The sequence below is a fragment of the Lysinibacillus sp. 10T31 genome, from assembly GCF_056394365.1.
Genome location: NZ_JBFTHS010000062.1, coordinates 1 through 22,904 on the forward strand (window position 1 = coordinate 1; position 22,904 = coordinate 22,904).

Consider the following 22,904-nt stretch of genomic DNA (forward strand, 5'->3'; position numbering starts at 1 on the left):
AAAGTGATGAAACGGAATGCATATGGCTTTCGACGCTTCGATCACTTTCGAGCAAAAATCTTATTAAATTTAAAGTATAAAGATATCGGGGTTCATCTGGGTTAACGTGCTAAAAGATCACATCACCCCAACATTTGACTTAGAACCTTATTTATGAATTAAATGAAGGTCATGTGTTTGTGAACAACATGTCCATTCAAAACATACTTGCGTCAGTTGAGCGTAAATGGCAAGAGATCTTTGGACATTCTGCTTTTAAGGAAATGGTTTATGTCAAAGAGGAAGGCTATACAATAAAAGAAGTTTTCGAAGCTTATGAAAGCTATGGAGCAAGTCATATTCCTCTACCTGCGACAGAGTACTATTTAAAATACGGCACATTCCAATTAGTTGAACGCACGTATGCAATACCAAATTTTACGCAAGAGGAAATAAGAATGATGCAACAAGCTTTAACACAATATCGTTATAAATTGCTAGTAAACGCTAGTTAATTATCCCTCATATTTTTGGCTCATTCTCTGCTGCTACAGGGAATGAGCTTTTTAAATTAGACGATGAAGATATATAGAAAAAAATTTATTAATATATTTCAAAAGAACAATTTTTATGAATGTCTTTACATACATATATAATAGAAGAAAAGCATTTATTTTAACTTCTTTCAGTAAACATCCACTGAAAGAAGTTAAAGCCTCCGGCGGATGTCACGGAATCGGAAAGGAGTTCTTTGTGAAAGCACAAAGCCGATTCCGGACGCAATTATGCCGAGGCATAATTGATAAAGAAAAGTCAATATTTGTTCAATTATTATAGATTTAAGTGAAAAATCATATAATAAAAGGGATGAAAACGATTTCTTTTGCACGTCTAGAGGAAACAAATGTCCATCCTAGAAAGATTTTTCTTGTGCAATGTATGTATTTGCGTTACAATTTTCTTTAAGTTGAATTTTGAATTATTTGAATTTGTGTGTGTTTAAAAGGTTCTTTTATCTTCATTCAGATGACTTAATCTAATTATCTGTTTGAAAAAGAAGTGTTAGAAACACGGCAAATTGACCTGCTTTGCAAAGTCGGCGCACAATTCAAAAATCTGTACGAATTAAGCTGAGACGAAATAAATTTAATGAAACTGCGGAATGTAAGTTGGAGGGAATAACAACAATGGCAACTATAAAGGCAGCTATATTAGGATTTGGAACGGTAGGTCAAGGAATTTACCATATATTAAACGAAAAGCGAGAAGAGCTTAAAAATAAATTAGGAATTGAGCTAGAAGTAGCAAAAATTTTAGTTACAGATGCTAGCCGTGAACGTGTACCAGGTACAGCGCATTTAATGACAACTAGTATGGATGAAGTCTTAGCGGAACCAGGTATGCAGGTTGTTTTTGAGGCGATCGTCAACGAGGAGCCAGCATTTACTTATTTAAAGCGCGCTGTTGAACATAAATGTCATGTCATTACAGCTAACAAAGTAATGTTTGCAAAACGAGGCTTGGAGCTACAGGATCTTGCAAAAGCAAACGGTGTTTTTGTAGGCTTTGAGGCAACGACTGCTGGTGGTGTACCAGTTATTAAAACGATGAAAAACATTTTGCTTGTCAATGATGTTAGTCGTATTCAGGGTGTTTTAAATGGGACATCCAACTATATTTTAACGAAAATGCGTTCACAGGGCTGGTCGTTCGAAACTGCATTAAAAGAGGCGCAAAATTTAGGTTATGCGGAGGCAGATCCATATAATGATATATCAGGACAGGACGCCTTCAAAAAATTAATGATTTTAAGTGCTTTGGCATTTGGTGAACAACCAGACTGGTCTGAGGTCGAAGTAGTCGGAATTGATAGCATTTCGGCAGAGCAAGTAAAAGAAGCGTGTGAAAAAGGCTTGCGTTTCCGCCACGTTGCTGAGGTTGAGAAGCTAGCAGATGGTAAAGTGGTCGCGAAGGTTGGGCCGCAATTAGTTGATAAAGAACATCCGCTTTATCCAGTTGATGACGTCAATAATGCTGTAGCATTGGATACTAATTATATTGGCACATTAACGCTAATTGGACCTGGGGCAGGTATGTATCCAACAGCTAGTGTTATGGTTGAAGATTATGCGGAAATTATCGGTAAGCGAGCTGGATTTGTCGTAACAATATAATAGATGCCTATCATTCACCAATGTTCTAATTGTTTGAATGATAGGCTTTTTTTAATCCTCATCTTTAACATCAATATCCTCTGGAATAGGAGTATTCCGCCAAATTTCAATTTCTTCTTTAATACGGTCTAATTGCTCAAAATAAGTGCTGAACTGTCCGCTATTAATCAGTATTTGGTCCCCGTCGTATACTGAACGAATACGGCCCTCGTAAACTAGGCGAAGTACTTGATCTTCTTGCATACCAAGTTCGATGGCTGTTTCTTCAATTGTTTTATACATAAATTTCGCTCCTTTTGTTGTTTTTATTATAACCTCACTTTAATAGAAAACCTACTATTGGTTAATAAATGAAAGAAAAAGGAAAATGGTAATTGTTTGCTTTTGGATAAATCTGTATTATTAATGTTAATGAGTATTGACGGTTCAGGGGCAATAAATGATATTATACATTTCTGTTTAAATGGTAATTGAAATGGACAATTTTAGCCGCAGCGAGCATTGCACTATTTCAAGGTCTTTTTTTCTCATCAATTCGTCTAACAGGTGTAGCTATTGGAACATTTGTAACGATTAGTAGCGCTCCTGTCTTTTTTTGTGCTTTAGAATGTATACTATGGAAATCGCAGCCGACAAAGATGTGGGGAATAGAAACTGTAATGGCATTTCGTTAATAATGGAGAAGGGCTGCTATAGGAGATAGATTGGACTAGCACTTTCTACAGATCTCTCCTTTGCAAAACATATGCCCTGTATATAAGTTGATTGGAATGGAGTTAAAAAACTTAAGAAATTCTTCATTTTTATAATAACTGGTTTTTAAGATTTAAAAGGTACACTATTAATTGAGAGCGAGGTGTATATCATGACGAAACTAACAGTTCTTGTAACAGACGATGATCAAGATATTCGTGATGGTATTGAAATCTATTTAAAGAATGAAGGCTACAATGTCATAAAAGCTGCTGACGGCTTAGAGGCAATCGAAAAATTAGAAAACAATGAAGTACATTTAATTATTTTAGATATTATGATGCCAAATATGGATGGAATTACAGCGACGTTTAAAATTAGAGAAGAGCGCAATATTCCAATTATTATGCTTAGTGCAAAGGCGGAGGATGGCGACAAAATTCATGGTTTGTCTGTAGGCGCTGATGATTACGTTACAAAGCCTTTTCATCCGTTAGAGCTATTGGCTCGTGTGAAATCTCAGTTGCGACGTTATGTACAACTTGGGACGTACAATGTAGGAGCCGCAAAGGTGGAAATCGACGGACTTATATTAGATGAAGATGCAAAGGAAGTCATTTTAGAAGGCGAGCCTGTTCGATTAACACCAATCGAATATAAGATTACGGAATTATTAATGAAAAATGCAGGGCGTGTATTTTCGATAACAGAGATTTATGAGCGTGTATGGAATGAGGAAGCTTACAATGCAGAAAATATTGTGGCTGTACACATTCGAAAAATACGTGAAAAAATCGAAGCAGATCCGAAAAATCCACGTTATATAAAGGTGGTGTGGGGCGTTGGCTATAAAATGGAAAAATAAAATAGAACAGTATGTTACAATTGCAGGGTTTGTAGCAGGGGTGATTGGACTAATTTATTTTGGTGTGTATGCCTATCAGTTAGTAACTGCCCGCTCTTCGGGGATGTTACAATTGCTCGAGAAAATTTTTTAGAGAGGAGTTAAAAGTATGGTGAAAAATTGGAAACCTCTTCTCGCTCTTATATGTTTAATCTGGGTAATATTCGGTATTTTTACGTTCTCAAAAGTTGGTTATCGATATATTGGAAAGTCTTATTTTCAATCTGAAAATTTACAACCTCAACTTGATAATTTCCAGTCGGAATTAGGACCATTAGTATTAAATATGCCAACGGCTGAAGATTTAAAAAGTAAAATTGTGGTGACACAAAGCGAAATTGAGGAACATCGTAATCGCTATGGAACATTAGGAGAACAGATAGGTAATATTAAAGCCCAATATGCGGAGCGTATTCAAGAAGCTACTAATGTAAATGCAACGGATTTAAAAACAAAGCTTGAGAAAGAGCGAGATGCCAAAATTAAAGATATTACGACTAATTTTGGGGATGATGAGCATGTCCGCAAAAAAATTCTCACTCAAAAGGAAGAGCTTGTTGATAAATATATAAAAGCAGCGCAAGAAGAAGCAAAGAGTTTTGTGAAAAATAATAATCACTGGTCTTATGAATTAACGAACACTGAATCAGGTAAAACATTTAGTTCGGGTAATGTTTCAGACAGCAGTGCTTTCAAAATAAAGTATACTGAGCAACATCCATTAACGACTTCAAATATCAGTGGTAATTTAAACAATATTTTTTATCAAGCTGATACCAGCTTGGATACAGAGGAACTTAGGGAAACTTTTGATTACACTGGCATAATAACTATCTCAAAAAAATCAGCACAAGCAGAAGACATCATGGTGGGATATAACAATTTTTTAACCCGTCAATACATTTTCTTCTTTATATGGTTAACGAGTATTGTGGCAGCTATTTTTGCATGGAAAGGGCGCAAAGAAGTACTGCAGATGGTACAAGGCTTAAAGGGAAAAGAAGCTTTTGCAAAGATGAAAATTGATTACTCAATTGGATTATTATTAATAAGCGCATTCGTTTATTTGATAGCATCTCAAATTGCTTTTAGCGCGATTGTAGGCACTACTTATCCATATAATTATATAAGTTATGTAACGGATATGTTGTTAAAAATTGGCGTCTTAATCATTATTGCTATGCTGTTCTTTGTACAGCTAATTTGGTTGTATGATCGAGTGAATACAGTACAGAAATTTGAGGAGACTTTAAAAGCTAGCTACTTATGGTCACTTGGCGAATCAATCACGGATTTATTTATAAATCGTTCCATTGCATTACATTCCATTGTGATGATTGGGGCAGCATTTTTCGGCGGTGGAAGTCTTGTTGCTTCAATGTTAAGTGGTGGTGGATTCCCCGTTCTAGTATTGGGCATCTGCGCAATGATTGGTATACCAGCCATGCTTCTCTTCCTTTCTAGAATGGGCTATTTAAACCGAATTATGAAGGATACAAAAGACATGGCAGAAGGTCGTTTAAACCGTGATGTCAAAGTAATGGGCAAATCACCACTAGCGGGGCATGCCGAAAATCTTAATCATTTAAGGGAAGGCGTACGCACGTCTATGCATGAGCAGGCAAAAAGTGAGCGTTTAAAAACAGAGCTTATTACGAATGTTAGTCACGACTTACGCACGCCATTAACATCTATTATTACGTATACAGATTTACTGAAAAATCCTGATATTACAGAGGAAGAGCGTAAGCAATACATTCATATCCTTGATAAAAAATCAGAACGTCTAAAATTACTGATTGAGGATCTTTTTGAAGTATCTAAAATGGCAAGTGGTAATATGGAGCTTCATCGCACTCGAGTTGATTTAACCCAGCTTGTACAGCAGGCGGTAGGGGAGCATGAGGAAGATATGGCACAGGCTCATTTAGATTTACGCCTGACAAAACCACATGAGCCAATCTACGCGTATGTGGACGGACAAAAATGGTGGAGACTAATCGATAATTTAATTGTTAATGTATTGAAATATGCATTAGAAGGCACACGTGTTTATGTAACATTGAAACGTACAGCAGAAGGTGATGCTGAATTCACGGTGAAGAATGTTGCTAAATATGAAATTAGCGAGAATGCTGATGAGTTATTTGAACGATTTAAACGAGCGGATGCTTCACGCCATACAGAGGGCTCAGGGCTAGGCTTAGCCATTGCACAATCCATTGTAGATTTGCATGGTGGCCGTATGAGTATTGAGGTAGATGGAGATTTATTTAAGGTAATCGTTCGAATTCCAACAGCATAGGCAAAGAACAGCGGCAAACAATTTGCCGCTGTTCTTTTATTTTGAAAAACAACTTTGGCTGTTCTAACCACGGTTATGGCCGTTGTATCCACGATTTCGGCGTTTCTATCCACGACTATGTCTGTTCTATCCACGGTTATGGCGTTTCTATCCACGATTTTGGCCGTTCTAACCACGGTTATGGCCGTTGTATCCACGACTATGTCTGTTCTATCCACGGTTATGGCAGTTCTATCCGCGGTTTCGGCGTTCTATCCACTACTTTGCCGGTTCAATCCGTCGTTACGGCACTTTAATCTGTTGCATAGGTTTCAATCCGTCGCTTAGGCTTTTACATCCGTCATTACGGCACTTTCATCCGTCGCTTAGGCTTTTACATCCGTCGTTACGGCACTTTCATCCGTCGCTTAGGTTTCAATCCGTCGTTAAGGCACTTGAATCCGTCGCTTAGACTTTTACATCCGACATTACGGCACTTTCAACCGTCGCTTAGGTTTCAATCCGTCGTTAAGGCACTTTCATCCGTCGCTTAGGCTTTTACATCCGTCGCTTAGGCTTTTACATCCGTCATTACGGCACTTTCAACCGTCGCTTAGGTTTCAATCCGTCGTTAAGGCACTTGAATCCGTCGCTTAGGCTTTTACATCCGTCATTACGGCACTTTCATCCGTCGCTTAGGTTTCAATCCGTCGTTTTGGCACTTGAATCCGTCGCTTAGGCTTTTACATCCGTCGTTACGGCACTTTCATCCGTCGCATAGGTTTCAATCCGTCGTTTTGGCACTTCAATCCGTCGCTTAGGCTTTTACATCCGTCGTTACGGCACTTTCATCCGTCGCATAGGTTTCAATCCGTCGTTTTGGCACTTGAATCCGTCGCTTAGGCTTTTACATCCGTCGTTACGGCACTTACATCCGTCGCTTAGGTTTCGATCCGTCGTTACGGCACTTGAATCCGTCGTTTAGGCTTACATCCGTCGTTTAGGCTTACATCCGTCGCTTAGGTTTCAATCCGTCACTTCGGCCTATCATTTTGCCGAAGAGCCATACTTTAATCAATTTCACACCTTAATTTCAAAGGAATAATAATCTTTCTTAGTTATAAGCCCAAATTCTTGGCAATAATCACTTTCATCACTTCATTGGTACCTGCATAAATGGACATGACAGGAATATCTCGATATCTTCTAGCAATCTTGTATTCCTCCATATAACCGTAGCCACCATGTAACTGCATACACTGGACAGCGAGCTCACGTGCATTTTCCGTTATCCAGTATTTTGCCATCGAAACTTTTGTCACAACATCGTGTCCTGCGATATGTTCCTCTATTAGAGATTCTAAAAATGATTTGCCAAGTTCGATTTTTGTCGCCATTTCAGCTATTTTAAATTGCGTATTTTGGAAGTCACTAATTGACTTTCCAAAAGCTGAGCGGGATTTTACATAATCAATTGTTAAAGCAAGCATGTCCTCAGCTGCCGTTTGTGCCGCGATGGCTACTGCTAGACGCTCTTGCTGTAGCTTTTCCATCATATAGTTAAAGCCTTTGCCTTCTTCGCCAAGGAGATTCTCTACAGGTACGCGACAATCCTCAAAATATAGCTCGGCTGTGTCCTGTGCGTGCATGCCAACTTTTTCGAGTTTACGACCTTTCGTGAAGCCTGGAGTCCCGTCTTCAATGACAAGGAGGCTAATGCCACGATGTTTTTTTTCTGCCTGAGGATTTGTTTTTACAGCAACGACTGCTAAATTTGTATGAATACCATTTGTAATAAATGTTTTTTGTCCGTTGACGATATAGTGATCCCCATCTCGAATAGCAGTTGTTTGGATGTTTGCCAAATCTGAGCCTGTACCGGGCTCTGTCATAGCAATTGCTGTAATATTTTCACCTGTAACACATTTCGGTAGCCAACGTGATTTTTGCTCATTCGAGCCGTATGCCTCAATATAAGGCACGACAATATCGTTATGCAGACCAACTCCAATAAGGCTCGAGCCTACACGCTCAAGCTCTTCTTGAATAATAACGCCAAAACTAAAATCGAGTCCGAGACCGCCGTATTGCTCTTCTACTTGAGGGCATAGATAGCCCATTTCCCCAAGCTTACGCCAAAACTCAAGTGGAATAAGATGATCTTTCTCCCATTGTGGATAGTGTGGCTCAGCTTCCTCTGCTAAAAACTTACGTAAGGTTTTGCGAAATAACTCATGCTCTGTTGATTCGAATTTATATTTTGCCATATAACAACACCCCTTTTTTCTCCCGTACATCCGTAAATTTTCTCTTGCAATTACAATGTTACCGAAAGATTCAGAAAAATTAAAGTATATTATTCATTGATTTTTTACATAATCTTATAATTAGATTGAGTTGTTAGAGGGGATCTTCCTTGGGTGCCGATGAGCGCTCCAAAGCCTCATCTTTAATCCAACGGGAGTCGATCGCCTTCAGTGATGGATGTTGTATACGACTCCGTGTAATCGCCTAAATTACGAAATTGTCACTTTCATAATTAGATTGTCATGTAAATCATACGATTAAATTACAAGCAATAGGTACACTTGATATCATGAGCTATTTGTTGTCTTTTCGTACTTACTTTCTATAAGAAATACTTAATGCAAATGTGAATTTTAAGTATAGTGCTATAATCAACTAAGACTATATGAAAGTAGGGAGCTGAAATGCCTAAAGTAATCGGTGGAATTCTTTTAATAAGTTTATATAGTGCATTAACTTTTTACTTAGGATGGGGATTGAGACAGTGGCTTGTGGCAATGGGGTGGTTCCAATTTCCAATTTTATATTGGTTAGTACTGTATATCATTGCGTTTAGTATTGTTATTAGTAGAGTTCATGAGTCCTTACGAATGTTTTCAATAATCCATAATTATTGGATGTTTATTTTTGAATACGGATTAGCGCTTTGCTTGGTAGCACACTTGATTATTTGGCTAAGTCCTTTTAATAGTGTACAGATCATTGGAAGTGTAGCAATTGCTATGTTTTTTGTACTAAGTATTGTAGGTACTTATTTAGCATATTCACCTGTTGTCCGTCATTTAGAAATAACGATGGATAAAAAGAGTAGTGAGCTAGATTCGATGAGAGTTGTAGTGGCATCAGATTTTCATTTAGGGGTTCTTTCAAATAAAAGACATTTACAGCGCTTTGTTACTTTATCGAATGAAGCAAAGCCGGATATCGTCTTTTTAGTCGGGGATATTGTAGATGACGACCCTAAATGGTTTGTTAAAGAGGGAATGGCAGATGTGATGAAGCAATTAACCTCTACATATGGGGTATATGGTGTGCTGGGCAATCACGAGTACTATGGCAAGAAAATCCCTGAATTTATCAAAGAAATGGAAAATGCTAATGTAAAAGTTTTGTGTGATGAAACTATTAGAATCGATAATGTGATAGTATTAACGGGGCAAGAGGATATTACAAACAAGGATAGAAAGCCACTAGATGCATTGAAGACAGCAGATGACTTGCCTTGGTTTGTCATGAATCATACCCCAAATGATTTAATTACGCCTGCAAAAATGGGCGTAGACTTCCATATGTCAGGGCATACACATAAAGGTCAACTATGGCCAAATCAGTATATAACTGCTCGTGTATTTGAACTCGATTATGGTTATAAGATGAAGGAGAAAATGCATACACTTGTTTCATCAGGTTTTGGCTTTTGGGGTCCTCCAATGCGAATAGGCAGCCGTTCTGAATTATGGGTTGTGGATATAAATTTTCGTTAATTGGTAAATGAGGCTAGAGGCTCGAAATAATCCCTATATTATGGTGATGTCTCATAACTGAATGCCATAGTCATAGTTTATGAAAAAGTGTATTTTATAATATGTTTGTATTTAATTAACAAAAGGTAAGGTGACAACGTGGATATCATTGAATTATTAAAGGCGCTTATTTTAGGCTTTGTCGAAGGAATGACAGAGTTTGCACCAGTGTCGTCGACAGGTCATATGATTATTGTGGACGATATGTGGCTAAAGACAGAGGAGTTTTTAGGGATGTATCCCGCCAATACATTTAAAATCGTTGTACAGCTAGGCTCTATTTTAGCCGTAGTCGTTGTTATGTGGAAACGAATGTTAAATTTAGTTGGACTTTATAAAATTGATGGCCAATCGAAATCAGTGAAAGGCCACTTCAACTTACTACATGTTATTGTAGGTATGTTGCCAGCAGTTATATTAGGTTTTGCGTTCAAAGATTTTATCGATGATCATTTATTTAAAGTAGAACATGTTATTTATGCTTTAGTAGCTGGAGCACTTTTAATGATTGCTGCAGATAAATTAGCACCGAAAAGACCAAAAGTGGATTCTCTAGATAAAATTTCTTATGGTTTAGCATTTAAAGTAGGGTTAGTACAATGTTTATCACTTTGGCCAGGGTTCTCCCGTTCAGGTGCAACAATATCTGGTGGTGTACTATTTGGAATGAGTCACCGCGTGGCGGCAGATTTTACTTTCATTATGGCAGTACCAATTATGGCGGGTGCTAGTTTAGTATCTGTACTGAAAAACTGGGATACGCTATCTATGGATTATTTTGGATTCTACGCAGTAGGCTTCATTAGTTCATTTATCTTTGCATTACTATCAATTAAATTCTTCTTAGCACTTATTTCAAAAGTGAAATTAATGCCATTTGCTATTTATCGTATAGTACTAGCTGCTGTACTAGCTGTTATTATCTTTATGTAAATAATATAGTCACTCTTCTATTAAGAATGAGTGGCTTTTTTTTGCGTTTTTATCTTGTTTTAGGAAAAAATAAATAGTTAATAAGTATTGTTAGAGAGTATGATAGATTATTGCTGATTGCGAAAATAGATATTTTTTTCCTATATATTGTCATTACAGTTGTAAAGAACTTATAATGAATTCAGAGAGTTTTTTGTTTTCGGATTATATTTGGTAGGATAGACATAGACACAATGAGGTGGATAAATTGTTTCAAATGGGAAATAAGTCTAAGAAGAATACAATTGAGATTACTGATGAATCAAGTATAGGGGTTATTATTCAAGATCAGGAACGTTTATTACAGTTAAATCTAGTAAATTTAACTAGAGAAGATTTGCAGTTAATTAGAAGTTTAAAACCGTATATTGAACGAAATGTTGTAGAGGTAGTGGCGGCATTCTATCAAGCAATTGAAAGTGTGCCAGCCTTACGTGAGGTTATTGAAAAGTATAGCTCTAGTGAGCGGTTACGCCAAACTTTGCGCCATCATATTATAGAAATGTTCGAAGGGCGTATAGACGATGCATTTTTGGAGAAGAGAAGGCGAGTAGCGAGAATGCATGTGAAGATTAACTTGTATCCTAAGTGGTATTTAGCAGCCTTTCAAAATCTTGAAAAATTTTTAAGAAAGATTATTTATAAGCTTCAATTATCGAGGGACGAAGAAGAAAAGTTTTGTGATGCCATCAGTAAAATCTGTAATTTCGAACAACAGATTGTCCTAGAGGAATATGATAATTATGCTAATACATTAATTGAGAAGCAACAGGATAATGTTCGAGCACATGTTAAGGAAGTTATAGGTGGGATATCTACGCAGCTAGAGACTCAATCTCATAATACCAATGAAACAGTGACCGAACTTGTTTATAACGCCAAGGAAGTGAATGAATACTTGAAGGAAAGTATCGATGAGGCAAAAACAATGCAAAAGGTGTCTTCTGAAGGCTATTCTAAAATTACATTAATTAATGAGCAAACAGGAAAAATTCATCATAAGACAGTTGAAATGTCGGATATGGTGGAGCAATTAGACCACTCTTCCTCAAAAATCAATGCTGTAATTGAAATTGTGAAAAGTATTTCTGGCCAAACAAATTTACTGGCGTTAAATTCGGCTATTGAGGCTGCACGTGCAGGGGAGCATGGAAAAGGCTTTGCGGTCGTGGCGAGCGAAGTTCGTAAGCTTGCAGATCAGACGAAAAGTTCGGTTGAACAAATCGCGGATCTCATAACAATGTCTAATGGAATTACAAACCAAGTTGTTCAAGCAATTCATGAAATCCAAGAGCTGGTGAACAATAGTATTGAGCAAAACGCAGAGTCTTTAAAAGCATTCGATGCAATATCTGGTTCAGTAAACGGTTCTATCTCAAACTTCCAAAACGTCGGCCTGAAAATAACGGAATTGTCAGGAATTATAGAATCAATTGGAGAATCTTCCGAGGAATTAAAACAAGCTGCCAATCGATTAGATACAACAATCAGAGATTTCTAATGACTATGCATAAAGCCTGTGCATAGTTTTTTTGTTATTACCTTGCCGTGTGGTTGATTGGGCGGATAAAAACTGGAATTGTTCCGATAAAACGAGAAAATGTTCCGATAAAAGCTAAAATTGTTCCGATAAAATGAGATTTTGTTCCGATAAAAGCTAAAATTGTTCCGATAAAATGAGATTTTGTTCCGATAAAAGCTAAAATTGTTCCGATAAATCTTCAAAGTACTCATATGAAAATGAATTCATCACAAGCTTATCGCGCAGAAAAAACATTGTTGCTGTCGCTTCGTTAGCACTTCACTTTCACACAGAATACATACGTTTCGCTGCGGGGGTTTTAGCCTTCGTTCCTCTATCGCTGATCCTCAAGGAATCGCAACTTAATCTCATGAACAAATCGTTTGAATAAAATGCCATTCTCAACTAATAAGCCTTGTTTTATTTTTCATAAATAATAGGACAAAATCGTCTTTCTGAAGGATAAAACAATAAATAAACGGATGAAGTTTGTAGAGTGATAAAAAGGACTAACGATTACATATGTAAAGATAAGAAATCCCTAGAAAATGAGCGTTCTAAGTGTTACGCTATATGCGAATTGAATTGAGGGGTGTTCGGAATATGAAAAAAAAATTATTTATTACACGAAAGTTCCCAGAGCATATAGTTGAGCCGTTGAAAGAGTATTATGATATCAAACAATGGGAGGAGGAGGAAATTGTTATACCACGGGAAAAATTATTGGAAGCTGTTGCAGATTGTGAAGTATTGTGGGTAACGATTGCTGACCAAGTCGATGAAGAGTTATTATTACACGCACCCAATCTCAAACTCGTGACAAATTTAGCTGTTGGATATAATAATATTGATGTCAAAGCTTTGCGTAAGCGTGGAATAATGGCGACTAATACTCCAGGCGTTTTAACAAATACGACTGCAGATTTAGTATGGGGATTATTGCTTGCGACTGCTCGAAGAATTCCAGAAAGCGAACGATATTTGCGTGAGGGTAAATGGAAAAGCTGGTATCCGATGCAATTAGTAGGTAAAGATGTTTCAGGATCCACTATAGGAATTATTGGTATGGGACGTATTGGCCAAGCTGTTGCTAGACGAGCAAAAGGTTTTGATATGAAAATTTTATACAACAATCGTAGACGTCGCCATGAGGTAGAAGAAATGTATGGCTTTCAATATGTATCGTTGGAGGATCTTTTAAAGCAATCGGATTTTGTTGTTATTATGACACCATTTAACAATGATACGGTAGGACTTATAGGAGCAGAGGAACTTGCTTTGATGAAGGATGACGCGGTACTAATTAATGCATCACGTGGTGGCATTATAGATGAGAATGCACTGTATGATACGTTGAAAAATGGTAAGTTGTGGGCAGCAGGGCTAGATGTCTTTGAACATGAGCCTATTGCGTTGGATCATCCATTGTTGACGCTTCCAAATGTTGTAGCACTTCCGCATATCGGTAGTGCCTCGCTTCAAACTAGAACTGCTATGCTGATGCTGAACGTTAAAGAGCTTACCGCATATGGGCAGGGCAAGGCTGTAACGAATCGAATAGATTAATGATGATAAAACGCAAATTTTATATACCTGAAGAATTTCGTCCTGCTGCTATCGCTTCGCTCCGAATTACAGGAGATTGTGTTTCAAATAAAGAAAAAAATTTTTTAGTATTATAGCTTTCTTTTTAATAGCAGTAGTCTCAGTTTACTTTTTCAATACAGATAAATTAGGTGAAGATATCAGATATTAGTATTATCGATAAAGATGGAGAGAGAAATGTTACAACCATTAAAAACAATAGTGAAGTGGCCCCTAAAAGTTTGAAACGGTTAATTCATTGGGACCTCACCACTAGTGAAAATCCTCTCTATATTAAAAAAGGAGCGCATCGTAATAAGATGTGCTCCTTTAATAAATAGCAACGATTATTTATTAAACATATCAAATAAACCGCCAATGCCACCTTCACCTTTAGATTGACCGCCACCGCCTTGAGAAATTGGTGCTGCAGCAAAGACGCGGCTTGCTAATCGGCTAAATGGTAATGATTGAATCCATACTTTACCTGGACCTTTTAAAGTAGCGAAGAAGATACCTTCACCGCCAAATAATGCAGTTTTTACGCCCTTGACCATCTCGATATCGTAATCTACATCAGATGTCATAGCAACTAAACAGCCTGTATCAACACGCAATACTTCACCGGGTGCTAGAGTTCTTTCGTGAATAGTGCCACCTGCATGTACAAAAGCCATGCCGTCTCCTTCAAGCTTTTGCATAATGAAGCCTTCACCACCGAAGAAGCCAACACCGATTTTTTTCTGGAATTCAACGCCGATTGAAACTCCTTTTGCAGCAGCTAAAAATGCATCTTTTTGACAAATAATCTTACCGTTGAATTGGCTTAAATCCATTGGAATAATCTTACCAGGGTATGGAGAGGCAAAATACACATGACGTTTACCTGAACCAAAGTTCGTAAATGTCGTCATAAATAAACTTTCACCTGTAATTAGACGTTTTCCAGCCCCAAATAATTTACCCATAAGACCACTTTCTAGGCTTCCTCTTGAACCATCGCCAAAGATAGTTTCCATATGGATAGAATCATCCATCATCATTAAAGCTCCAGCTTCAGCTACTACTGTTTCTTGGGGGTCAAGCTCAACTTGCACGTATTGCATATCATCGCCATATAATTTGTAGTCAATTTCGTGATTATTCATAAAGGATTCCTCCAAAAAATAATTTTGTTATTATATACGATTATAAGTTGCATTAGTTTCATTGCACAATTAAATATTTTAGAAAAAAAGGGAATAAGCTAGTAAATGTCGAATATAAAAAACTAGAATGAGTATTTTTTATTTTCATCTCAGCTGAAAATTTGTGATTGTTTTAACTTCTTTTAGCGGGTATCAAACATCTGTACCTGTCGCTACGCTTTCGGTACAAAAAACATTCGCTGAAAGAAGTTAAAGCCTCCGGCGGATGTCACGGAATCGAAAAGGAGTTAACAAAGGATGTTAGCCTAAAATCATTGCATCCATGCGATAACGGCTAACTGACCTGCATCACGCAGGCCCAAGAACAAAGCCGATTCCGGACGCAATTATGCCGAGGCATCAATGTTCAGCTAAAAGAAAATAAAGCCTCTGACGATTGTCACCGATGTTATTGATCCAAAAGCATGCTCTTAACCTCTATATATTAAAAATTCGGAATTTTGACATATTTAATTTTATATACTATAGAGTAATAGATGATATCTGTCTGAAGCAATGCGATTGGTAACAATGAGGCAGAGGCACCATAGATAGTTCAGGGGGTGTATGTAGTGGAAATCAAAAACTATATCGGCGGTGAATGGGTAACACATTCACATGTACAAAGTATAGTAGTGACCAACCCTGCTAATGGGGAGCAGCTAGCTACAATACCGTTATCTACTGCAAGTGAGGTAGATGAAGCGGTAACAGTTGCAAAAAATGCACAAAAAAGCTGGGCATTAGTACCTGCACCTAAACGTGCTGACTATTTATATGCCATCGGTCAAAAAATGAAAGAGAAGAAAGAACATTTGGCGACCGTTTTAACAAAAGAGATGGGGAAGGTTATTGAAGAAGCTAGAGGTGAAGTACAGGAAGGGATAGACATGGCCTATTATATGGCTGGTGAAGGGCGACGGTTATTTGGGGAGACAACACCGTCAGAGCTAGCCAATAAGTTTGCCATGAGTGTACGGGCACCTATTGGCGTTGTAGGTTTAATAACTCCGTGGAATTTCCCTGTAGCTATTGCTACTTGGAAGTCATTCCCTGCAATAGTTGCTGGCAATACGTTCATTTGGAAGCCGTCGAATGAGACGCCAATGATGGCGTATGAGATGGGCAAAATTTTTGAAGAGGTTGGCTTACCAGGCGGAGTAGCAAATATTGTCTTTGGTTCGGGGCCAACAGTTGGAACAGCATTGATTGAACATCCAGATGTTAAGGTCATTTCATTTACCGGATCTACAACAACAGGAAGCAAGGTAGCAGAGCTAGGTGGTAAACACCTAAAGAAGATTTCATTAGAGATGGGTGGAAAAAATGCAGTCATAGTTATGGATGATGCCGATTTACAGCTAGCCACTGAAGGCATTTTATGGAGTGCATTTGGTACTGCTGGACAAAGATGCACAGCATGTAGTCGAGTGATCGTGCATAAAGATGTAAGAGAAGAACTAGAAAAACGTCTATTAGACGAAATGCAAAAGCTAACAATTGGGGACGGCCTGGATGAAGATGTGAAAATCGGACCTGTGATTAACAAAGCCGCATTAGAAAAGATTAATCACTATGTGCAAATCGGCAAACAGGAAGGGGCGACGTTGTTAGCTGGAGGTAGAATTCTATCTGAGCCTCCTTATGATAAAGGGGTTTATTATGAGCCTACATTATTTACCAACGTGAAGCCTGACATGATTATTGCACAGGAAGAAATCTTTGGTCCGGTCGTTTCTCTAATTGAAGTAGCAAGTTTGGATGAAGCAATCGAAGTAAACAATGGCGTGAAATTTGGCTTATCCAGTTCAATTTTCTCACAAGATGTTAATACGATTTTCCGCGCACAACGAGATTTAGATACAGGTATTGTTTATGTGAATGCTGGCACAACAGGTGCTGAAATCCATTTACCATTTGGCGGCACAAAAGGCACGGGGAACGGTCACCGCGACTCGGGTGTAGCTGCCTTAGATGTTTATACAGAGTGGAAAAGTATTTATGTAGACTATAGCGGTAAATTACAAAGAGCACAAATCGATACAGAATAACAGATCAATGAAAGGGGATGTTCTTGATGAAAGTTGTTGTATTAGGTGCAGGTTTAATGGGGAAAGAGGTAGCTCGTGATTTAATAAAAAATAGCAAAGTGGAGCGTGTATTTCTAGGGGATATAGACGTGAATATAGCGCAGAACTTTGTGGACTCATTAAATACAGATAAGATTGAGGTTGTAGAGCTTCATGCTGAGCGCGATGACTCGTTAATGGAAGTTATCTCAAAGGGCAATGTAGTCGTTAATGCATTATTCTATTCCTTTAATGAGCGTGTAGCAAGAGCGGCAATCGCAGCTGGTGTTCATTCCGTGGATTTAGGTGGTCATATTGGCGGTGTAACTGAAAAAATATTAGATCTTGACGAAGAAGCAAAGGCAAAAGGTGTAACCATTATTCCGGACTTGGGTGTTGCTCCAGGTATGGTCAACATTTTAGCGGGTTACGGTGCTTCGAAATTAGATGAGGTAGAATCTATTAAACTATTTGTAGGCGGCATTCCTACAGAGCCGAAACCACCTCTTCACTACACACGCGTATTTTCTCTAGATGGTGTCTTTGATCATTACACAGAGCCATCAAAAGTGATTCTAAAAGGTAAACTTCAAGAAGTTCCGTCATTATCAGGCGTTGAACCTATTTATTTCAAAGATTTTGGTGTGCTTGAGGCATTTTATACATCTGGCGGTATATCGACGTTGGATAAGACATTCCCAAATGTCCAAACACTAGAATATAAAACGATTCGTTATAAAGGACATGCAGAGAAATTTAAGCTATTAGCAGATTTAGGATTCCTCGATGCTAGTAATAAGGTAGAGGTAGAAGATCAAGAAGTTTCTGTGCGCCCAGTTGTTCGTGAGGCACTTAAAAAGAAACTTGAGCTTGGTACAAAACCAGATGCAGTGCTACTGCGCGTAATTGTAGCGGGTGAAAAAGCGCAACAACAAGTGACTTATGAGTTCGAAATGGTTGTGCGTAAAGATATGACAATTAATGAAACGGCTATGGCTCGTGCGACAGCAAATACAATTTCTGTCGTAGCTCAAATGATTGGGGAAAATAAAATTACAGAGCGCGGTGTATTTGCACCTGAATCAATTGTACCGGGCGATATTTATATTCAAGAGATGGCAAAACGTGGTGTTGTCATTAAGGAGACGTCTCATATATCAGCAATGATTGTGAAATGGTAGGTGCTTGGTCATGAATTTCGAATTTACCACGGAGCAAGAAATGCTACGTAAAACAGTGCGGCAGTTTGTGGATGCTGAGATTATTCCACATATTGCGAAGTGGGATGCTGGGGGTGGCTTCGATCCGAAGATTTGGTCGAGACTTGCTGAGCTAGGCTTAATGGGTGTTTGTGTACCAGAACAATACGGTGGCAGTGGAATGGATTACAATGCACTCGCCATCGTTTGTGAAGAACTAGAACGTGGAGATACAGCGTTTCGCACGGCTGTTTCAGTTCATACTGGCCTGAATAGCATGACCTTAATGCAATGGGGAACAGAGGCTCAAAAACAGCAATATCTTGTTCCGCAGGCAAAGGGAGTTCGGATTGGGGCATTTGGTTTAACAGAGCCCGGGGCAGGGTCAGATGTAGCCGCAATGTCTACCACCGCTGTAAGGGATGGAGATTTTTACGTTTTAAATGGACAGAAAACATGGATATCCTTATGTGATATAGCTGACCATTTTATCGTTTTTGCCTACACTGATAAATCGAAGAAGCATCATGGCATTAGCGCGTTTATCGTAGAGCGTTCCATGGCGGGCTTTACATCGAAGGCCATTAAAGGTAAATACGGTATTCGTGCTGGCAATACCGGCGAGATCTTTTTTGAAAACCTACGTATACCTGTAGAGAATCGCCTTGGAGAAGAGGGAGAAGGCTTTAAAATTGCAATGTCTGCGTTAGATAATGGTCGTTTTACAGTAGCTGCAGGTGCTGTCGGTCTTATTCAAGCGTGTCTCGAGGCGAGTGTGAAATACTGTCATGAACGTGAAACATTTGGTAAACCTATTGGGGAGCACCAGCTAGTAGGGCAAATGATTGCCAAAATGGAAGCGGGCTATCAAATGAGCCGCTTACTTGTATATCGTGTTGGAGAGTTGAAAAACAAAGGTGTACGTAATACGCGAGAGACATCATTAGCAAAGTGGCAGGCTTGTGATTTTGCCAATAAAGCTGCGGATGATGCTGTCCAAATTCATGGAGCATATGGTTATTCGGATGAATATCCAGTCGCTCGTTATTTACGTAACTCGAAAGCACCGGTTATCTACGAGGGTACACGTGAAATTCATACAATTATGCAGGCTGACTACGTATTGGGAAAACGTCAAGATAAGCCTTTACCAAAAATGCTACCAAAATGGCCGTTTGAAGAGTAACGAGAGGGATTCGCTCCCTCTCGTTTTTCTTTTTGTGTATTTCAAAAACTGCTGCAATAAAAATTTCAGAAAAATGTAACTCTTACGTTCTTTGGTAGTCTAATTAATAAACGATTAAACAAATTTATGAAAGGTAGGTAAATTGATGAAAAATAAGTGGATAGCAATTTTACTCATCACCGCACTAGCTATTTTGCCAGGAATTTTTATGTTGATGTCGGCCCCAAAAGTAGAGGCACAGACAGCAAGTGCGAGTACGACAACGCATAGCTGGCAAGTATCCTTTACTGAGGCACTAAAAGAAAGCAAAATAACGGAAGACAATGTTTACGTAACAAATAGCAAAAATCAAAAGGTAACAGCAACAGTAACATTCGGAGAAGATAAAAAGACAATTATCGTAAGCGATTTAGCTCCGGGAAGCTATAAATTACATGTGAAGAAAGAAGCGTTTGTACTAGATGGACCTAAAACAACATCGCAAGTAATAGCATTTACCATCATTGAAAAGCTTGAAGCTGTAAAATCAGAAAAAGAACTACAACAATATTTCAAAACACTTTTAGCGAACTCACAAAAAGGTCGGGATTATGAAGCAAAGGAAGAAATTGCGAAGAGCGAAGACAAAGCGAGTGCAGATAACTCCTCTACAACGAATAATCAAGTCGAAGGAGTGGAAGAAGGAGATATTGTTGTTGTCAAAGATGGCTTTATTTATGCTGTAAAAGATCATGGCATTACTGTAGTAGATGCTAAAGATCCGAAAAATTTAAAGCTAGCGACAACAATCAAGCTGAAGGAATCACAATATATTTCGAAGCTAGCATTATATGATAATTTATTAATAGCAATTGGGGGAGAATATTTAGAAAAAGTAGGCACAAGCATGACGACAGCTACTTTGTATGATATTTCAAACCCAAAGAAACCAAAGCTCATACGTGAAGTGGGGCAAGAGGGGTATTTACAAGATATTCGAATTACAAATGACACATTATATTTAATCGGTAATATGTATCCGAATTATTGGATGCTTAGAGAGCAAAAAACGCCGGATTTAAAACCGAAAACATTTGATAGTGTAGAAGGAAAAGAATATAAGAGCTTACCTCTAGAGAAAATTTCTATTTTACCAAATACAATGGATGGAACCTATAGCTTAATTACAGCACTGGATTTAAAAAATGGCGCAAAGACAACTGCGAATACTAAGGGATACTTAGGTGGTAGTAGTGGACTTTATATGTCGGAGAATGCACTTTATTTAACAACACCCATTTATGATGGAAATCCAGTGCCTGCTGCTGGTCGCATGATGGATATGATTTGGATGCCAAGAACAACTGATACACAAGTTTTTAAATGGAATATTGATGGAACTGCTATGAATTTCGTAGGTACTACGGGAGTAAAAGGATCAGTGTTAAATCAATACTCAATGGATGAGTATGAAGGCAATTTCCGCATCGTTACAACTGAAGGAAATACGTGGGATGAACAAAAAATATCACGAAACCACCTATTTATTTTAGATAAAAATTTACAAGAGCTCGGTGCAGTAAAGAATTTAGCTCCTGGTGAAAAAGTGTATTCTGCACGCTTTATGGGTGAAAAAGCATATGTAGTAACATTTAAGCAAGTGGATCCATTGTTTGTTATTGATGTCGCAAATCCGAAAAAACCAACTGTGCTAGGTGAGCTCAAGATTCCAGGCTTTAGTAACTATTTACATCCATTAGACGATACACATTTAATCGGCATTGGCTATGATACCGAAGAACGCTATGATGCATATTCGAAGCGTAATTTTACAGTCACAACTAACATGAAAATGTCATTGTTTGATGTTTCAGATTTCAAAAATCCAAAGGAACAATCAACAGTAAAAATCGGTGGAAAAGGCTCGTACTCCGAAGTTCAATACGATCCTAAAGCGCTATTCCGCAATAAGGAATACAATTACTTTGGTTTACCAGTTGTCCTTTATGATGCAGGGAAGGGTGATGAAATCGTCTACAAAGGTCAAGGCGCACAAATCTATGAAATCACTGCAGATAAAGGAATCGTACTAAAAGGAAATATTGTTCATAAAGGCACTGGCGATCAGTATGAAAGTTGGGAGCAGCGTGTACAAAGAGTAGTCTATATAGATGACGCTCTTTACACAGTAGCGAACAATGAAGTGAAGAGCTATCAGCTAAAAGACTTCAAACCACTTGATACATTAACGATCAAATAAAAAGAAAGTCCAATAAACTCAAGGTGGAGTTTATTGGACTTTTCATGTTGTTGAACTATTAAGTCAATGCGTCTTATTAAATAAGGCTCTTTTGCAAAGCGCTTTTTTGGGGGCGTCCGGTGAGCTGCTTTTGTTGTTGCTGTCGCTTCGCTGAAGGTCTCGTCTGTGGCTCTGATCCCCAAGTAGTTGTTCATAGTAGAGAAAAATTGGAATTGTTCCGATAAAACGAGAAAATATTCCGATAAAAGCTAAAATTGTTCCGATAAAATGAGAAAATGTTCCGATAAAATGAGATTTTGTTCCGATAAATCTTCAAAGTATTCATATGAAAATGAATTCATCACAATAACGTATGGTTGATTTCCGTTCTGGCTGGGCGCTTTTTTGGGGCGTCCGATGAGCCACTTCGCTGCAGGATTTCGGAGCAACAGGTGTTTTTTGTGCGAAAGCGTAGTGCAAACGCAGCGGCAGCGACAGGATGTTGGTCACGAAGGCGTTATTACAGGACGTGATGGTTTTAGACTTCGTTCCTCTATTGCTAATCCCTGAGGAGTCACCCAGTCTCCACTCCAAACAACTTATCCGCATGACATACGTTTTAACAAAATGATATCCCAACTTTTTAGTTTGATCGGGACATTTTCAGGAATTATCGCCCAACTTTCACGTTTTATCGACATCCACCTTCCGAAGAGCAAAAAGGATTCACACACAAAACTGTGCGTGAATCCTTTTACTTTAGTATGTCGCTTAGACTCACTCCAACCAACTAATTCACATAGCATACGTTTTAATAAAATATCTACCAACTTTTGAATTTTATCTACTAACTTTCGCGTTTTATCTACCAACTTTCACTTTTTATCGACATCCACCTTCCGAAGAAGCGACAGCAACAATGTTTTTTATCTGTGCGAAAGCGAAGCGGCAGCAACAATGTTTTTATCTGTGCGAAAGCGAAGCGGCAGCAACAATGTTTTTTATCTGTGCGAAAGCGAAGCGGCAGCAACAATGTTTTTTATCTGTGCGAAAGCGAAGCGGCAGCAACAATGTTTTTTATCTGTGCGAAAGCGAAGCGACAG

Annotated in this window: 18 protein-coding genes and 1 pseudogene; 16 read left to right on the forward strand and 3 right to left on the reverse strand. The window is 38.3% G+C overall.

Translation table 11 applies throughout. The features are described from left to right. Positions 1–188 precede the first annotated feature (188 nt). Positions 189–494 carry a hypothetical protein gene (locus tag AC1DCY_RS23815; protein WP_477354202.1) on the forward strand — a complete coding sequence of 102 codons (306 nt, stop codon included), beginning with the start codon at positions 189–191 and terminating at the stop codon, positions 492–494. 672 nt (positions 495–1,166) lie between these two features. Beyond that, positions 1,167–2,153, forward strand: a complete 987-nt coding sequence (locus AC1DCY_RS23820; protein ID WP_477354158.1) for a homoserine dehydrogenase — start codon at positions 1,167–1,169, stop codon at positions 2,151–2,153. Between the two features lie 51 nt (positions 2,154–2,204). Here the strand turns inward: AC1DCY_RS23820 and AC1DCY_RS23825 are convergent, their stop codons facing one another. Beyond that, positions 2,205–2,435, reverse strand: a complete 231-nt coding sequence (locus AC1DCY_RS23825) for a MerR family transcriptional regulator (protein ID WP_477354161.1) — start codon at positions 2,433–2,435, stop codon at positions 2,205–2,207. A 191-nt stretch (positions 2,436–2,626) separates the two neighbouring features. Here AC1DCY_RS23825 and AC1DCY_RS23830 point away from each other — a divergent pair. The 5 genes and pseudogenes from AC1DCY_RS23830 to AC1DCY_RS23850 all read left to right on the forward strand — a co-directional run. Next, positions 2,627–2,818 (forward strand): annotated as a pseudogene (locus AC1DCY_RS23830) (EamA family transporter); the annotation flags it as partial. 200 nt (positions 2,819–3,018) lie between these two features. Continuing rightward, complete coding sequence (locus AC1DCY_RS23835; RefSeq protein WP_477354164.1) at positions 3,019–3,711, forward strand: response regulator transcription factor; 693 nt, start codon at positions 3,019–3,021, stop codon at positions 3,709–3,711. Further along, on the forward strand, positions 3,689–3,844 hold the full coding sequence (locus tag AC1DCY_RS23840) for a hypothetical protein (protein WP_477354167.1): 156 nt from the start codon (positions 3,689–3,691) through the stop codon (positions 3,842–3,844). Before AC1DCY_RS23835 ends, AC1DCY_RS23840 begins: the two co-directional genes overlap by 23 nt. Before the next feature lie 15 nt (positions 3,845–3,859). After that, entirely contained in the window at positions 3,860–6,055 is a 2,196-nt protein-coding gene (locus tag AC1DCY_RS23845; protein WP_477354170.1) for a sensor histidine kinase, read from the forward strand. Positions 6,056–6,096: 41 nt separating this feature from the next. Continuing rightward, positions 6,097–6,351: a hypothetical protein gene (locus tag AC1DCY_RS23850; RefSeq protein ID WP_477354173.1), complete on the forward strand. Its 255-nt coding sequence runs from the start codon at positions 6,097–6,099 to the stop codon at positions 6,349–6,351. Between the two features lie 801 nt (positions 6,352–7,152). Here AC1DCY_RS23850 and AC1DCY_RS23855 read toward each other — a convergent pair. Then, positions 7,153–8,301 (reverse strand): acyl-CoA dehydrogenase family protein, encoded by a 1,149-nt coding sequence (locus AC1DCY_RS23855; RefSeq protein ID WP_477354176.1) that lies wholly within the window; start codon positions 8,299–8,301, stop codon positions 7,153–7,155. Between the two features lie 444 nt (positions 8,302–8,745). Between AC1DCY_RS23855 and AC1DCY_RS23860 the strand changes: the two genes are divergently transcribed. The 4 genes from AC1DCY_RS23860 (at position 8,746) to AC1DCY_RS23875 (ending at position 13,924) form a co-directional block, all read left to right on the forward strand. Then, entirely contained in the window at positions 8,746–9,825 is a 1,080-nt protein-coding gene (locus AC1DCY_RS23860) for a metallophosphoesterase (RefSeq protein WP_477354179.1), read from the forward strand. Between the two features lie 138 nt (positions 9,826–9,963). After that, positions 9,964–10,797, forward strand: a complete 834-nt coding sequence (locus AC1DCY_RS23865; protein ID WP_477354181.1) for an undecaprenyl-diphosphate phosphatase — start codon at positions 9,964–9,966, stop codon at positions 10,795–10,797. A gap of 256 nt (positions 10,798–11,053) precedes the next feature. After that, the gene (locus AC1DCY_RS23870; protein ID WP_477354205.1) at positions 11,054–12,337 is read left to right on the forward strand and encodes a protoglobin domain-containing protein; all 1,284 of its coding nucleotides are present in this window, start codon (positions 11,054–11,056) and stop codon (positions 12,335–12,337) included. 624 nt (positions 12,338–12,961) lie between these two features. Continuing rightward, positions 12,962–13,924: a 2-hydroxyacid dehydrogenase gene (locus AC1DCY_RS23875; RefSeq protein WP_477354184.1), complete on the forward strand. Its 963-nt coding sequence runs from the start codon at positions 12,962–12,964 to the stop codon at positions 13,922–13,924. A gap of 365 nt (positions 13,925–14,289) precedes the next feature. Here the strand turns inward: AC1DCY_RS23875 and AC1DCY_RS23880 are convergent, their stop codons facing one another. Beyond that, positions 14,290–15,090, reverse strand: coding sequence for a TIGR00266 family protein (locus tag AC1DCY_RS23880; RefSeq protein ID WP_477354187.1), 801 nt, complete (start codon positions 15,088–15,090; stop codon positions 14,290–14,292). Between the two features lie 611 nt (positions 15,091–15,701). On the opposite strand from AC1DCY_RS23880, the gene AC1DCY_RS23885 reads away from it, so the two are divergent. The 5 genes from AC1DCY_RS23885 to AC1DCY_RS23905 form a co-directional block, all read left to right on the forward strand. Next, on the forward strand, positions 15,702–17,180 hold the full coding sequence (locus AC1DCY_RS23885) for an aldehyde dehydrogenase family protein (protein ID WP_477354190.1): 1,479 nt from the start codon (positions 15,702–15,704) through the stop codon (positions 17,178–17,180). Between the two features lie 26 nt (positions 17,181–17,206). Further along, the gene (locus tag AC1DCY_RS23890) at positions 17,207–18,379 is read left to right on the forward strand and encodes a saccharopine dehydrogenase family protein (RefSeq protein ID WP_387086268.1); all 1,173 of its coding nucleotides are present in this window, start codon (positions 17,207–17,209) and stop codon (positions 18,377–18,379) included. Between the two features lie 10 nt (positions 18,380–18,389). Further along, positions 18,390–19,583 carry an acyl-CoA dehydrogenase family protein gene (locus tag AC1DCY_RS23895; RefSeq protein WP_477354193.1) on the forward strand — a complete coding sequence of 398 codons (1,194 nt, stop codon included), beginning with the start codon at positions 18,390–18,392 and terminating at the stop codon, positions 19,581–19,583. Positions 19,584–19,728: 145 nt separating this feature from the next. Further along, positions 19,729–21,822, forward strand: coding sequence for a beta-propeller domain-containing protein (locus AC1DCY_RS23900; RefSeq protein WP_477354196.1), 2,094 nt, complete (start codon positions 19,729–19,731; stop codon positions 21,820–21,822). Positions 21,823–22,720: 898 nt separating this feature from the next. Then, the coding region (locus AC1DCY_RS23905; protein WP_477354199.1) for a hypothetical protein at positions 22,721–22,904 on the forward strand (184 nt) is incomplete at its 3' end.

Coding starts and splice junctions, on each gene's coding strand:
- AC1DCY_RS23890 (WP_387086268.1), top strand. CDS start 17,207: ATGAAAGTTGTTGTATTAGGTGCAGGTTTAATGGGGAAAGAGGTAGCT.
- AC1DCY_RS23870 (WP_477354205.1), top strand. CDS start 11,054: ATGGGAAATAAGTCTAAGAAGAATACAATTGAGATTACTGATGAATCA.
- AC1DCY_RS23860 (WP_477354179.1), top strand. CDS start 8,746: ATGCCTAAAGTAATCGGTGGAATTCTTTTAATAAGTTTATATAGTGCA.
- AC1DCY_RS23900 (WP_477354196.1), top strand. CDS start 19,729: ATGAAAAATAAGTGGATAGCAATTTTACTCATCACCGCACTAGCTATT.
- AC1DCY_RS23875 (WP_477354184.1), top strand. CDS start 12,962: ATGAAAAAAAAATTATTTATTACACGAAAGTTCCCAGAGCATATAGTT.
- AC1DCY_RS23895 (WP_477354193.1), top strand. CDS start 18,390: ATGAATTTCGAATTTACCACGGAGCAAGAAATGCTACGTAAAACAGTG.
- AC1DCY_RS23820 (WP_477354158.1), top strand. CDS start 1,167: ATGGCAACTATAAAGGCAGCTATATTAGGATTTGGAACGGTAGGTCAA.
- AC1DCY_RS23825 (WP_477354161.1), bottom strand. CDS start 2,435: ATGTATAAAACAATTGAAGAAACAGCCATCGAACTTGGTATGCAAGAA.
- AC1DCY_RS23855 (WP_477354176.1), bottom strand. CDS start 8,301: ATGGCAAAATATAAATTCGAATCAACAGAGCATGAGTTATTTCGCAAA.
- AC1DCY_RS23835 (WP_477354164.1), top strand. CDS start 3,019: ATGACGAAACTAACAGTTCTTGTAACAGACGATGATCAAGATATTCGT.
- AC1DCY_RS23815 (WP_477354202.1), top strand. CDS start 189: ATGTCCATTCAAAACATACTTGCGTCAGTTGAGCGTAAATGGCAAGAG.
- AC1DCY_RS23845 (WP_477354170.1), top strand. CDS start 3,860: ATGGTGAAAAATTGGAAACCTCTTCTCGCTCTTATATGTTTAATCTGG.
- AC1DCY_RS23880 (WP_477354187.1), bottom strand. CDS start 15,090: ATGAATAATCACGAAATTGACTACAAATTATATGGCGATGATATGCAA.